Origin of the sequence: Corynebacterium sp. c3Ub_189 (assembly GCF_039907195.1) — a bacterium.
Classification (GTDB): domain Bacteria; phylum Actinomycetota; class Actinomycetes; order Mycobacteriales; family Mycobacteriaceae; genus Corynebacterium.
In genome coordinates, this window is record NZ_JASBOF010000001.1 from 213,710 (window position 1) to 227,079 (window position 13,370).

At 59.0% G+C, this 13,370-nt stretch carries 12 protein-coding genes; 11 read left to right on the forward strand and 1 reads right to left on the reverse strand.

Annotated features, from left to right (window positions below):
* Positions 1 to 14: 14 nt before the first annotated feature.
* The 10 genes from rpe (at position 15) to whiA (ending at position 9,934) form a co-directional block, all read left to right on the forward strand.
* Positions 15 to 683, forward strand: a complete 669-nt coding sequence (rpe, locus tag QKD99_RS01040) for a ribulose-phosphate 3-epimerase (RefSeq protein ID WP_347950479.1) — start codon at positions 15 to 17, stop codon at positions 681 to 683.
* On the forward strand, positions 683 to 1,705 hold the full coding sequence (ribD, locus tag QKD99_RS01045) for a bifunctional diaminohydroxyphosphoribosylaminopyrimidine deaminase/5-amino-6-(5-phosphoribosylamino)uracil reductase RibD (protein WP_347950480.1): 1,023 nt from the start codon (positions 683 to 685) through the stop codon (positions 1,703 to 1,705). Before rpe ends, ribD begins: the two co-directional genes overlap by 1 nt.
* A 35-nt stretch (positions 1,706 to 1,740) precedes the next feature.
* The gene (locus tag QKD99_RS01050) at positions 1,741 to 2,355 is read left to right on the forward strand and encodes a riboflavin synthase (protein ID WP_284766521.1); all 615 of its coding nucleotides are present in this window, start codon (positions 1,741 to 1,743) and stop codon (positions 2,353 to 2,355) included.
* 11 nt (positions 2,356 to 2,366) lie between these two features.
* On the forward strand, positions 2,367 to 3,629 hold the full coding sequence (locus tag QKD99_RS01055; protein ID WP_347950481.1) for a bifunctional 3,4-dihydroxy-2-butanone-4-phosphate synthase/GTP cyclohydrolase II: 1,263 nt from the start codon (positions 2,367 to 2,369) through the stop codon (positions 3,627 to 3,629).
* Between the two features lie 29 nt (positions 3,630 to 3,658).
* Positions 3,659 to 4,138, forward strand: coding sequence for a 6,7-dimethyl-8-ribityllumazine synthase (ribH, locus tag QKD99_RS01060; RefSeq protein WP_239277687.1), 480 nt, complete (start codon positions 3,659 to 3,661; stop codon positions 4,136 to 4,138).
* Between the two features lie 75 nt (positions 4,139 to 4,213).
* Positions 4,214 to 4,762: a PH domain-containing protein gene (locus QKD99_RS01065; RefSeq protein WP_284769214.1), complete on the forward strand. Its 549-nt coding sequence runs from the start codon at positions 4,214 to 4,216 to the stop codon at positions 4,760 to 4,762.
* 3 nt (positions 4,763 to 4,765) lie between these two features.
* On the forward strand, positions 4,766 to 6,841 hold the full coding sequence (uvrC, locus tag QKD99_RS01070; protein ID WP_347950482.1) for an excinuclease ABC subunit UvrC: 2,076 nt from the start codon (positions 4,766 to 4,768) through the stop codon (positions 6,839 to 6,841).
* 40 nt (positions 6,842 to 6,881) lie between these two features.
* A complete protein-coding gene (rapZ, locus tag QKD99_RS01075) occupies positions 6,882 to 7,763 on the forward strand; it encodes an RNase adapter RapZ (protein WP_347950504.1) in 882 nt (293 codons plus the stop codon).
* A 23-nt stretch (positions 7,764 to 7,786) separates the two neighbouring features.
* Positions 7,787 to 8,770 carry a uridine diphosphate-N-acetylglucosamine-binding protein YvcK gene (gene yvcK / locus QKD99_RS01080; protein ID WP_284766518.1) on the forward strand — a complete coding sequence of 328 codons (984 nt, stop codon included), beginning with the start codon at positions 7,787 to 7,789 and terminating at the stop codon, positions 8,768 to 8,770.
* A gap of 174 nt (positions 8,771 to 8,944) precedes the next feature.
* Positions 8,945 to 9,934 (forward strand): DNA-binding protein WhiA, encoded by a 990-nt coding sequence (whiA, locus tag QKD99_RS01085; RefSeq protein ID WP_347950483.1) that lies wholly within the window; start codon positions 8,945 to 8,947, stop codon positions 9,932 to 9,934.
* A 132-nt stretch (positions 9,935 to 10,066) separates the two neighbouring features.
* Here the strand turns inward: whiA and QKD99_RS01090 are convergent, their stop codons facing one another.
* Positions 10,067 to 11,773, reverse strand: a complete 1,707-nt coding sequence (locus tag QKD99_RS01090) for an L-lactate permease (RefSeq protein WP_284766589.1) — start codon at positions 11,771 to 11,773, stop codon at positions 10,067 to 10,069.
* 481 nt (positions 11,774 to 12,254) lie between these two features.
* On the opposite strand from QKD99_RS01090, the gene gap reads away from it, so the two are divergent.
* Positions 12,255 to 13,262 (forward strand): type I glyceraldehyde-3-phosphate dehydrogenase, encoded by a 1,008-nt coding sequence (gene gap, locus QKD99_RS01095; RefSeq protein ID WP_239277695.1) that lies wholly within the window; start codon positions 12,255 to 12,257, stop codon positions 13,260 to 13,262.
* The last annotated feature ends 108 nt before the right edge of the window (positions 13,263 to 13,370 follow it).

Below are 13,370 nucleotides of genomic sequence, written 5' to 3' on the forward strand. Positions count from 1 at the left end.
ATAGACTGGTGGGCATGTCCGCACCGATTATTTCCCCTTCCATCCTGGCCGCTGATTTTTCTCGCTTGGGCGAGGAACTAGCGGCGATTGATACCGCAGACTGGGTCCATGTGGACATTATGGATGGGCACTTTGTGCCCAACCTGTCTTTCGGCCCAGATATCACGGCCACGGTCCATCGCAGCACCGATAAGCCACTAGATGTCCACCTCATGATTGAGGAACCCGAAAAGTGGGTGGAGACCTATGCCAAGGCGGGCGCGCATACGATTATCTTCCACGTGGAGGCCGTCGCCGATGACCAGGCGGCAGTGAACTTGGCCAAGCGCATTCGCGATTTGGGTGTGCGCGCGGCCTTTTCCATCAAGCCAGGCACCGCCATCGAGCCGTGGTTGGACAAGCTGCACCATTTCGATGAGGTGCTCGTGATGTCTGTGGAGCCCGGCTTCGGCGGGCAAAAGTTCATGCCGGAGATGTTGGAGAAGGTCCGTAAGCTGCGCCGTGCGATTGATGAACAGGGCCTTGATGCCGTCATCGAGATCGATGGCGGCATTTCGCCCGAGACCATCGAGGCAGCCGCGGAGGCGGGTTGCGACGCTTTCGTGGCAGGCTCAGCTGTATTCAACTCGGACGATCCCGCCGGCGTCGTGACGCAGCTGCGTGATCTGGCGGCTGGTGCCTAATGGGTGCGGAGCTACAAGACAGCACTCTCTCCGCTGCGCTATTGCGCGCAATGGCCGCGGGTGCTGAAGTCCGTGGAACCACGAGCCCTAACCCACCGGTAGGCGCGGTCATCGTGTCGCCAGCTGGGGAAATTGTGGGCGTCGGTGCCACCCAGCCCGTGGGAGGCGCGCATGCCGAGGTCATGGCGTTGCAGGAGGCCGGAGGTAAAGCACGCGGGGCCACGGCCGTGGTCACCTTGGAACCCTGCGCGCATACCGGCCGCACGGGTCCCTGCGCGCAGGCGCTTATCGATGCCGGCGTGGCTCGCGTGTACTACCTCCACGCCGATCCCACCCCGCAGGCTGCGGGTGGAGCAGAAGTGTTGGCGGAGGCTGGAGTGGACGTCGCCAAGCTAGAAAAGCCCCCGCACGGCGAGGATGCTTTGGTGCCATGGCTATTCGCCGTGCGCACCCAACGGCCCCACGTCACCTTGAAGTTCGCGCAAACGCTGGACGGTTTCACGGCCGCGGCCGATGGAACCAGCCAATGGATTACGGGCGAGGAAGCGCGCGACTGGGTGCATGCCGATAGGGCGCACCGCGATGCCATCGTGGTGGGCACCGGCACGGCGCTGGCTGATAATCCCTCGCTCACCGCGCGCTTTAGCGACGGCAGCTTGCGCGCGCACCAGCCACGCCGGGTGGTCATTGGCAAGCGTGATTTGGCATCGGCGGGCGGTGCAGCAAGCCACCTGCGCGAGTTGGGGTACGAGCAGTACGACAGCATTGAAGAAGCTCTCTACGAGCTCTACGCCACCGGTGCCCGCGACGTCCTCGTGGAAGGAGGCGCAGGCCTAGCCAGTAGCTTCCTCAAGGCCGACTTGGTGGATGCCATCTCCGCCTATATTGCGCCACTCTTGCTAGGCGAGGGCCGCGGTGTACTCGCGCACCCCGTGACTCAGACGCTGGCAGAGGCCACCCGTTTCCGCCGGGTGGGAATGAAGGCGCTGGGTGATGACGTTCTTATTGAGTACGTGCGCTAGACGCTGGACATAGCAGTGAGCGAGAAAGGTTGGACGTGTTTACTGGGCTAGTACAAGAGTTGGGCACCGTGGAGGCAATGGAACCGCACGCAGACGCGCTGCGCCTGAGCATTCGTGCCCCGCGTACCGTTGCGGAGGCCGCACTGGGTGATTCCATTGCCATTAACGGCGTATGCCTTACCGTGGCGGATCTGTCTGCGGATACTTTTTGTGCGGATGTGATGCAGGAGTCCCTGGACCGCACCGCACTGGGGCGCCTTGCCGAGGGAGATCCGGTCAATGTCGAACCGGCACTGCTTCCCACCACCCGGCTGGGCGGGCACATCATGCAGGGCCACGTAGACGGCACCGCTACGCTGCAGAGCCGAACTAGCTCCGAGAATTGGGATGTGCTGCGGTTTAGCTTGCCATCCGAGCTTGCCCGGTACGTCGTGGAAAAAGGCTCTATTGCCGTGAGCGGCACCTCGCTGACCGTGAGCGCCGTGGGCCCCGACTGGTTCGAAGTATCCCTTATCCCCACCACTTTGCGCGATACCATTCACGGCGCCTTGCCGGTGGGAGGAGAGGTAAACCTCGAGGTGGATGTGCTGGCCAAGTATGTAGAAAAGATGCTTCACCCCGAAGCTAAACCCCCTGAGGCTAAGGACTAGACTGCTACCTTATGAGCGCGAGTGAGAATTCCATCCGTCTAGATTCCATCGACCAGGCCATCGCGGATATCGCCGCTGGTAAGCCGGTTGTTGTCATCGACGATGAGGATCGCGAAAACGAAGGCGATCTGATTTTCCCCGCAGAGCTAGCCACCCCGGAACTTGTGGCCTTCATGGTGCGCTATTCCTCTGGATATATCTGTGCACCCTTGCTGCCAGAAGATTGCAACCGGCTGAACCTACCGCCGATGCTGGCGGTCAACCAGGATGTTCGCGGCACCGCCTACACGGTGACCGTGGATGCAGCGACGGGTAGTACCGGTATTTCTGCGACCTCGCGCGCAGAAACCATCCGGCGTCTGGCAGACCCCAACACCACGCCGGGCGAATTCACCCGGCCAGGCCACGTGGTGCCGCTGTGTGCCCGCCCAGGCGGCGTTCTGGAGCGGGACGGACATACTGAGGCCTCCATTGATCTGGCCCGCTTAGCGGGCCTGCGCCCGGCCGGTGTGCTGTGCGAGATCGTCTCCGAAGATGACCCCACGGACATGGCGCGCTCACCAGAGTTGCGTCGCTTTGCCGATACGCATGGACTCTCCATGATCTCTATCGCGCAGCTCATCGAGTGGCGCCGCCATAATGAAACGCAGGTCACCCGCCAGGTTGCCACTGAGCTCCCCACCGAATACGGCCACTTCACCGCCATCGGTTACCACCATGAGGTAGACGGGCAGGAACACGTTGCGTTGGTCGCAGGGGATCCCGCCCAACTGCGCGGCGCGCGCGACGTCATGGTGCGCGTCCATTCCGAATGCCTAACCGGTGATGCCTTTGGCTCACGGCGCTGCGATTGCGGGCCCCAACTGCATGAGTCCATGCGCCTTATCAGCCAAGAAGGCCGCGGCGTGGTCATCTACCTGCGCGGTCAAGAGGGCCGTGGCATCGGACTTCTGCACAAGTTGGAGGCCTACCGCCTGCAGGATTCGGGCATGGATACCGTCGATGCCAACCTGGAGCAGGGACTGCCCGAGGACGCCCGCGAGTATTCCGTGGCCGGGCAGATCCTTCGCGATCTCGGCATAGAATCCGCAAACCTCTTAACCAATAATCCGCATAAGGGCGAGGGGCTGAGTGGCTTTGGCGTGGACGCCAGCCACCACACGCCGCTGGCAGCCCCTGCCCACGCGGATAATATTGACTACTTGCGTACTAAACGCGACCGCATGGGCCACGACCTTCCGCAGGTCGCCCAGTGGGACGCCGAACATAAGTAGAACTTTGACGTCCAATCGAAAGGATAGCGATGAGTAAAGAAGGACTACCTGATATTGCCCAGGTAGATGGCAGTGGACTGCGCGTTGCCGTGGTTACTGCTACGTGGAACGCAGAAATTTGCGACCAGCTTCATGCCCAGGCAGTGCAGACCGCTACCGATAATGGTGCCGAGGTTGCCGAATACCGAGTGGTAGGTGCCCTGGAACTTGGCGTTGTCGTCCAAGCAGCAGCCCGCGCCTACGATGCCGTGGTGGCGCTAGGCTGTGTTATCCGTGGCGGCACCCCGCACTTTGACTACGTATGCGATTCCGTCACCCAGGCGCTGACCCGCATCTCCCTCGATGAATCCACCCCGGTAGCTAACGGCGTCCTGACCGTTAACGACCAGCAGCAAGCTATCGACCGCGCCGGTTTTGCAGATTCGGTAGAAAACAAGGGCGCCGAAGCCATGATTGCGGCTTTAGATACCGCGCTGCAGTTGCGTACACTAAACGCAGCACAGAAGTAACCTCTAGCAATGCGTCAGCGCCCGATGCTTGACCACTAAGGTGGCCGGCGGGGCGCGCCCCAAAGGAGTATGCACATGAACGAGGCGCAGGCCCCAAAGAATCCGCAGCACAGCCACCAGCTTAGCGACGCCGAAGTATTGGCCTATACCAGTGCCGATCCCTTCGCACAGACCACCTCTAAACCGTGGGAATTTACGGCGACCTCGCCCTTCTTGCGCAAGGTGGCTATCGCCTGGGTGATCCTCGTTCTGGCCATCCATATCTTCATGGGAATCACCTTGGATGTGTCCTTTACCGGTGCGCACGTGACTACCATCGACAAATTCGCCTTCCCTGGCGTTGGTGTTCTCATTTCCGTTTTGTCCTGGATCGCTCTTAACCGTCCACGCTTGCGCGCCAATGAGGATGGGGTAGAGGTCCGCAATATCGTGGGCACCCGCTTTTATCCGTGGCAGGTGGTCTACGGACTTTCCTTCCCCGTAGGCCAGCGTATGGCACGCCTTGAGCTGCCCGAGTTCGAGTTCGTTCCCGTCTGGGCGTTGCAGTCCGGCGATAAGGACACCGTCATTGACAACGTCCGCCGCTTCCGCGACGTGGAAGCCAAGTACATGCCCCAGGATTAACAATTGGCTGACCCCACCACCTACCGCCCAGCTCCGGGAACCATTCCCACCGACCCGGGCGTCTATAAGTTCCGCGATGAAAACCGCCGCGTTATCTACGTGGGCAAAGCCAAGAACTTGCGCGCTCGGCTGTCCAACTACTTTCAGGACATCACGCAACTGCACCCACGCACGCGCCAAATGGTGCTCACCGCCAACTCGGTGGAGTGGACGGTAGTTGCCAGCGAGGTGGAAGCCTTGCAGTTGGAGTACACGTGGATCAAGCGCTTTGATCCACACTTCAACGTCATGTACCGCGATGATAAAACCTATCCTATGCTCGCGGTTTCGGTCGGGGAGACGGTCCCTCGCGCCTTTTTCTACCGTGGCCCGCGGCGCAAGGGCGTGCGCTATTTCGGCCCCTATTCCCATGCTTGGGCCGTGCGCGAAAGCTTGGACTTGCTTACCCGCGTCTTTCCCATGCGCACCTGCTCGAAGGGTGTATATAACCGGCATGAGCGGCTCGGGCGTCCGTGCCTTTTGGGATACATCGGCAAGTGCGATGCACCCTGCATTGGCCGAGTAAGCAAGGAAGACCACCGCGAGACGGTCAACGATCTCGTGTCCTTCATGAATGGCAACACCGGTTCAGTGCGCCGCAAACTCACCCAGGACATGGAGCAGGCCGCCGAGAACCTAGAGTTCGAACGCGCGGCGCGCCTGCGCGATGACTTGGGCGCGATTGACAAGATCATGGAACAGCAGGCCGTGGTCTTTACAGACGGCACAGATGCTGATCTCATTGCTTTCAACTCCGATGAACTTGAGGCAGCGGTGCAGATCTTCCATGTCCGCGATGGGCGCATTCGTGGTCAGCGAGGTTGGGTAGTCGAACGCGCCGGCGATCAGGCAAGCTCAGAGCCCTTGGAAGAGGGGCAGCCTGATCCCGCGCTGCCAGCGTTGGTACAGAACTTCCTCATCCAGTTCTATTCCGATGCAGTAGAGCGTGAGAAGCAAGAAGCGCAGGAAGACGCTGCGCTCGCCGCGGACGTGAAGCGGCGCGGGGTGGACCAAGAATCGCACATGAAATCCCGCCGCGTGCAGGTTATTCCACGCCAGATTTTGGTTCAGGCCCTGCCGGATGAACCGGAGCAGGTCGTCGCGTTGTTGGAGGAGCTGCGCGGTGCCCAGGTGGACCTGCGCGTTCCCCAGCGCGGCGATAAAAAGCAGCTTATGGCCACGGTGGAGAAAAACGCCAAGGAGCAGTTGCGCCAGCATAAGCTCAAGCGGGTAGGAGACCTCACCGCACGCTCGGCGGCCTTGCAGGATATTCAAGAAGCTCTGGGCATGGAGCAAGCCCCATTGCGCATCGAATGTACTGATATCTCCCACATTCAAGGCACAGATGTGGTTGCTTCCCTGGTGGTCTTTGAAGATGGCCTGCCCAAGAAGTCGGACTATAGGCGCTACCGCATCAAGGAGGCGGCTGGTGATGGCCGCTCGGATGACGTCGGTTCTATCGCAGAGATTACGCGCCGTAGGTTTAAGCGCCACAAACAAGATAAGCTGGCCCATCCGGATGAGGAAGTAGAAGAGTCGTCCTTTGCAGAGGAGAAGGTGGCGGAAGAATCCGCCGAGGCAGGGCGCCGCTTTGCGTATCCACCGCAGCTTTTCATTGTGGATGGCGGCGCGCCCCAGGTGGCCGCAGCTCAAGAGGTATTTGATGAGTTAGGAATCGTGGATGTAACCCTGGTGGGCCTGGCCAAGCGTCTCGAGGAAATCTGGGTTCCCGGCGATGATGAGCCGGTGATTCTGCCGCGAAACTCGCAAGCGCTATTCCTCTTGCAGCAGATTCGCGATGAAGCCCACCGCTTCGCCATTACTTACCACCGGCAGCAGCGCTCAAAGCGGATGCGTTCCTCAGTTCTTGATTCCGTGCCGGGATTGGGACCGCAGCGGCGCACCGATCTGGTTAAGCATTTCGGTTCGGTGAAGAAGCTCAAGGCCGCCACTGTGGATGAGATCTGCGAGGTAAACGGCTTCGGTCCAAAACTGGCCCAGACCGTCTACGAGAGTTTGCATGATTCTTCGGGCAACTAAGTGGAATTCTCCTAGAAGCGGCGAATCCTAAAGCGCTAGACTGTTGGGCATGACGCATTTCGAAACTCCACCCATTTTGATAACCGGCATGTCCGGCGGCGGGTTGAGTTCCGCTGCCAAAGTGTTTGAGGATAAGGGCTACTACGTGGCCCACAATATTCCGCCTCGCGCCATTGTTGACCTGCTCAAGCTGTGCAACCAAGAGGGGACTCCGGTGGGCAAGGTAGCAGCCGTAACAGATGTGCGCTCGCGCATGTTTCCAGGGTCTCTGTTAGAGATTATGGATGAGCTTACGGAACTAAATATGAAGCCCACCGTGCTCTTTTTGGATGCTCGTGATGATGTGCTCATTCGCCGATTTGATTCGGTGCGTCGCACCCACCCGCTGCAGGAGGGGGACACGCTCAAAGTAGGTATCCAACGCGAGCGTCGGGCGGTGGCAGACGTGCGTTCCCATGCGGATATCATTATCGATACGACGAACCTATCCATTCATGATCTCCGCCGCGCTATTGAGGCGGCCTTTGGTGAGATGCAAAATGAAAAGCAACATGTCACCGTTGAGTCCTTTGGATTTAAGAATGGCTCGCCCCGCGATGCTGACTTAGTGGTAGACGTGCGTTTCCTGCCCAACCCCTATTGGGTTCCAGAACTGCGGGGATACCGCGGCACGGATGACCCGGTTGCCCACTATGTGCTCTCGCAGCCAGCGGCGCAGGAGTTCGTGGATAGTTTCTTGCAGATGTTTTCTACCATGCTGGATGGCTACCGCCATGAGGGCAAGAACTTCATCACGCTTGGCGTCGGTTGCACGGGCGGCCACCACCGTTCCGTCGCCATCGCAGAGGCTATAGCGGCGCGACTGCGGGACAATGACACCTTGGACGTCAGCACCTTGCATAGGGATATCGCACGAGGCTAGAGCACAGGAGTTTTAACGCTTTTATGACCAATCCTTCACACATGGTCTGCCTCGGCGGCGGCCATGGACTTTATCAAACCCTTCTGTCCGCACGCTTTAGCGAGGCGGCCGATATTTCTGCCATCGTTACCGTCGCGGATGATGGCGGCTCCTCTGGCCGTTTGCGCCGCGAGCTGGAAATCATTCCCCCGGGTGACTTGCGCATGGCGCTGGCTGCCTTGGCCAATAGTGACCCAGTGGGGGACTTGTGGGCGCGAACCTTGCAACACCGTTTCGGCGGCAATGGCGCTATGGCAGGGCATGCGGTAGGCAATCTGATGATTGCGGGATTAACGGATGTACTCGGCGATTATCAAGCTGCCCTGGATACCATCGCAGAACTTACTAATTCCCAGGGGCGAGTTTTCCCAGTGGTCAATCAAGCCTTAGAGATTGAGGCGGATGTTGCCGGGCTTGACGACGACCCCCGTGTCATGCGCCAGGTCCGCGGCCAGGTTGCGGTCGCTTCCACACCGGGCCAGGTGCGGCGCGTGCGCATCGTGCCCGAACGACCCAGCGCGAATCCGGATGCCCTCGATGCCATCCAGCGCGCGGATCTCATTACCATCGGCCCAGGCTCGTGGTTTAGCTCGGTATTGCCGCATACTCTCGTCCCGCAGGTAGTGGATACGATTTCTGCTTCCGATGCGTTGCGCGTCGTTGTTTTGAACCTTTCGGCCGAGCCGGGCGAAACTCATGGCTTCTCCGCAGAGCGTCACTTGCACGTGCTCGCGCAGCACGCCCCTGATCTGCGGATTGACCGTATTTTGGTGGACGAGGCGGCTTTGCCCACCGATAGTGAGCGCGTTTATATTCAGCGCGCCGCGCAGTCCCTAGGCGCTCGCGCTACCTTCGCGGATGTGAGCCAAGTTGATGCCAATGGTCGCAGCATCAATAAGCACGATCCGGAAAAGCTGTCTGCGGCGCTCTTGGACCTTTATTCGGACTATCGCAGCACTCGCGATTAGAACCGGCGCTAATTCACCGCGGTATCGTGCGAGCGGCCGCACTCGACCGACTGCGCGGCGATCGAGCCCGCGCGGTATGATGTCAGAAATCCTTTCACCGCACTGGGCTGGAAGCAATGGCTCTAGCCGGTATGCGTACTTTGTGACTGTGAGAATAGAAATGGGGCGAACTAGGTGACCACACCATTGACCGACCAGGTCAAAGAAGAATTGACGGCTGTCGTCGTGCCACGCCAGTCCGCTCGCGCTGCCGAACTGGCGGCGATGTTGCGATTCGCCGGCGAACTAGATGTTTCCGGTGACAGCATGTCCTATGAGCTGGAGCTAGAAAGCCACGCCATTGCGCGGCGCTTCATGAACGCTCTTGATGACCTCTATGGGATCACTGCCGATAGCCATGTTGCTGGCCCGGCAGGAACCACCAAGAAGACTCGCGTAACGGTCCGTATCTCCACCGGTGCGAAAGAGCTGACTCGTCGGCTGGGCCTTATCACCCGCTCCGGTCATGCAGTAGTGGGTCTGCCGCCGCAGGTCATCTCCGGCACCGTGGCCGATAGCGAAGCAGCATGGCGCGGAGCCTTCCTTGCCCATGGCAGTCTCACGGAGCCAGGCCGCTCTTCCGCGCTGGAAGTTACCTGCCCGTGCCAAGAGACTGCATTGGCACTGGTGGGCTGCGCCCGCCGCCTTGGTATCTCTGCGAAGACCAAGGAAACTCGCGGCGAAGATCGCGTCGTTGTACGCGATGGTGATGCTATCGGGGCGCTTCTTACGCGTATGGGTGCTCAGGAGACTCGATTGAGCTGGGAAAAGAAGCGAGTTAAGCGGGAGGCGCACGATACGTCTCGGCGCTTGGACAATTTTGATGACGCCAACCTTCGGCGCTCTGCTCGCGCTGCGGTTACCGCGGCAGCGCGCGTTGACCGCGCCATGGAGATCTTAGGTGACGATGTTCCTGAGCACTTGGCAGACGCGGGCCGCTTGCGAGTTCAGCACCGCGAGGCATCTCTAGAAGAGCTGGGACGCTTGGCCGAGCCACCCATGACTAAGGACGCGGTGGCCGGGCGCATTCGCCGCTTGCTGTCTATGGCCGATAAACGAGCCGAAGAGCTCGATATCCCCGATACCAACCAAGCGATTACAGACGATCTCTTTAACGAGTCCTAACGCTCGCAAGCATCAACTAAGACAAAACTCCCCGCAGTGCGGATACCGAAGCGGTAGGCGCAGCTGCGGGGAGATTTTTAGTGCCTTCCCGGCTAGCAGGTGCACAACCGGCTAGCCAGAAGCGCTAAAGAACTAGGGCACGAGGAATCCTAGGACGTTGGTCATCAAGAACACGATGACGCATACAAAGGCCAGGAAGGCCACGGAGTAGCCCACTACGTTCTTCAGGATGACTGATTCCTTGCCCTCCATATTGACGGCGGTAGCCGCAATTGCAAGGGACTGCGGGGAGATCATCTTGCCCACAACGCCGCCTGCGGTATTGGCCGCGAGCATGAGGTCAGGATTCACGCTGATTCGCTCTGCCGCTGCAACCTGCAGGTTGGCAAAGAGGGCATTAGCAGACGTATCGGAGCCAGTAACCGCGGTACCAATCCAGCCCAGGACTGGAGCAAAGAGCGCAAAGATGCTGCCGGCAGAAGAGACGAACTCACCAATAGCAATAGTCTGGCCGGAGTAGTTCATCGTGTAGGCCAAGGCTAGCACCAAGATGATGGTAAGAGCCGAGAACTTCATGCGGCTGACGACGTCCCCAAAGGCGCTCACCGGTTGCCCAAAGCTTAGGCTGTAGCGGCCATTTTCATTGAAGTAGTGGTAGACAACCGCAACGATAATGCCCGAGAGCAGCAGGAGCGTACCCGGATTGCCAAAGACATTGAAGCTGAAGCTGGTATCCATGAGGTTGCCGTCGGCGTCGACAATCGCGTCATCAAGCAAAGGCCAGGCAAAATGGAGCTTGAGGAATCCGAAAATAGCGGGGGCGGCGGTGGCCACGGCAAAGACAACGGTCACTACGGCGTAGGGAAGCAGCGCCATCCAGATACGGCGTCCGTTGAGATCGGTGGTGGACTCGGCGGCAGGAAGCTCGAGACGCTCGCGCAACTCCTTGACGCCCTTCGGCTTCCATACTCGGAGGAAGGCGAAAGCGCAGCCCAAAGAGACGATGCAGGCGATGACGTTGGTGAGCTGGTACGCAAAGAAAGTCGCAGCCATCCACTGAGCCAACGCGAAGGAAATGCCAATCACGGCAGCGGCCGGGGCAGTTTCCTTGACACCGCGGAAGCCATCCAAGATGAAGGCGATGAGGAATGGCACGATGGCGGCGATGAGCAGCACCTGCAAGGAGATAAGTGCTGCAATGTCGTGGGTTTGCTCGGCACTGCGACCAGCAACCTCGCCCGCAGTGGTTACCGGGATGCCAACCGCGCCAAAAGCAACCGGAGCGGTATTAGCAATCAGAACTACTGTAGCCGCGCGCAGTGGCTTCACGCCGAGGGCCATGATCATGGTCGCGGTAATGGCTACGGGGGCACCAAAACCGGCGAGGGCTTCCAACAAACCGCCAAAACAGAAGGCGATGAGGATAGCCTGGATGCGAATATCGCCGTCACCCAAAAGGTCAAAGGTCTTGCGCAGGTCCTCGAAGCGCCCGGAGGCTACGGTGATTTCATAGAACCAGATTGCGGTAATGATGACCCAGACAATGGGTAGGAGCCCGAATAGCCCGCCACGTACGGCGGAGGACAAAGCCATATCTACCGGCATGGAGAAGCCGGCGATGGCAATAATGAGGGATACTGCCAGGGCAACGGCACCAGAAGTATGCGCGCGTGCCTTTACGCCTAGCAGCATGATAAAGAATGCAATGAGCGGGAGAATCGCCACCAGGGCGGTAAGCCCGAGGCTGTCACCCACAGCAGAGGTATTTATTTCGAACAAGAGAAGTCCTTGGTTTCTACGGTGGTCTTGCCCGTAGGAAATTACGGGCACATGAAGCATTCTCACGGTGACCAACGGTGGCGCTAGAGCAGGCAGGGTTTGCCTTAAACGCTTTGTGAGCCAGTGAGTAAGGAAAGCATATCGTGCGGTGGGCGTCACGGAGACAATACGGTCGTCTTGATGGGAGTCAGCGGCAGCATTTCTCAATGTCCGATCGGACAGAGGCGGGCGCAACCCCTAAAGTGTAGTAGTGATATATCTCATGGTAACAGGGTAAACCCAACATAAACCCACGTGTTCGGGCTTATCCAGCGGTTTTATATGTGGGAAATAAAAAGGATCGGAAAGAGTGTACGCGCTTTTGGAAAGTCTGTCATCTACTAGTTCTTAAGGTCGTTGGGAGCCTGCGCTGACAAAAAACGCTCGGTAGTATCGGCCATGTAAGGGAAACCGCTCGGGCGCTTCTCAAACACAGACTTCATCGAAGGACCCGCGCACATACCCGTACACACATTTACTCGACTCTTTGAGGAGAAATACAGTGACTATCCGCGTAGGTATCAATGGCTTTGGCCGCATTGGCCGTAACTTTTTCCGTGCAGTCGCTCAGGGTGACAACAACCTCGAAGTTGTTGCAGTAAACGACCTGACCGACAACGGCACGCTGGCTAACCTGCTGAAGTACGACTCCGTGCTGGGCCGCTTCGATGGCGAAATTACTCACGACGATGAGTCCATTACCGTTAATGGTCACCGCATCGTGGTAACCGCAGAAAAGGACCCGAAGCAGCTCAAGTGGGGCGAGTACAACGTAGACCTCGTCATCGAGTCCACCGGCCGCTTTACTAACGGCAACGACGCCAAGGCTCACCTCGAGGCTGGCGCCAAGAAGGTCATCATCTCCGCCCCGGGCAAGGAAGTAGACGCAACCTTCGTCTACGGCGTCAACTCTGACACCTATGATCCGGCAAACCACAACGTCATCTCTGCAGCATCCTGCACCACTAACTGCCTGGCACCGATGGCAAAGGTTCTCAATGATAAGTTCGGCATTGAAAAGGGCCTGATGACCACCGTTCACGCTTACACCGGCGACCAGCGCATCCAGGACGCTCCGCACAAGGACCCGCGCCGCGCCCGTGCCGCTGCAGTAAACATGGTGCCTACCTCCACTGGCGCTGCTAAGGCCGTATCCCTGGTTCTGCCTGAGCTGGACGGCAAGCTGGATGGTTACGCAATGCGCGTTCCGGTTATCACCGGCTCCGCTACCGACCTGACCTTCACCGCTTCCCGCGACGTCACTGCCGAGGAAATCAACGCTGCCTTGAAGGAAGCTGCTGAGGGCGAGCTCAAGGACACCCTCGCATACACCGAGGATCCGCTGGTTTCCACCGACATTGTTACCTCCCCGCACGGCTGCATCTTCGACTCCGGCATGACCAAGGTTTCCAACGGCAACCTGGTCAAGGTTCTGGGCTGGTACGACAACGAGTGGGGCTACACCTCCCAGCTCGTTCGACTGACCAACCTGGTGGCAGACAAGCTCTAAACTAGAGCTCTAGCAATGAGGATCCGGCCGCGATGCAAGCCTAAACGGCGCTGCGTCGCGGCCGGTATTCTTATATCTATAGCCTTTTAACCCGTCCGAATTGTTTAA

Coding starts and splice junctions, on each gene's coding strand:
- rpe (WP_347950479.1), top strand. CDS start 15: ATGTCCGCACCGATTATTTCCCCTTCCATCCTGGCCGCTGATTTTTCT.
- ribD (WP_347950480.1), top strand. CDS start 683: ATGGGTGCGGAGCTACAAGACAGCACTCTCTCCGCTGCGCTATTGCGC.
- QKD99_RS01055 (WP_347950481.1), top strand. CDS start 2,367: ATGAGCGCGAGTGAGAATTCCATCCGTCTAGATTCCATCGACCAGGCC.
- ribH (WP_239277687.1), top strand. CDS start 3,659: ATGAGTAAAGAAGGACTACCTGATATTGCCCAGGTAGATGGCAGTGGA.
- QKD99_RS01065 (WP_284769214.1), top strand. CDS start 4,214: ATGAACGAGGCGCAGGCCCCAAAGAATCCGCAGCACAGCCACCAGCTT.
- yvcK (WP_284766518.1), top strand. CDS start 7,787: ATGACCAATCCTTCACACATGGTCTGCCTCGGCGGCGGCCATGGACTT.
- QKD99_RS01090 (WP_284766589.1), bottom strand. CDS start 11,773: ATGCTTCATGTGCCCGTAATTTCCTACGGGCAAGACCACCGTAGAAAC.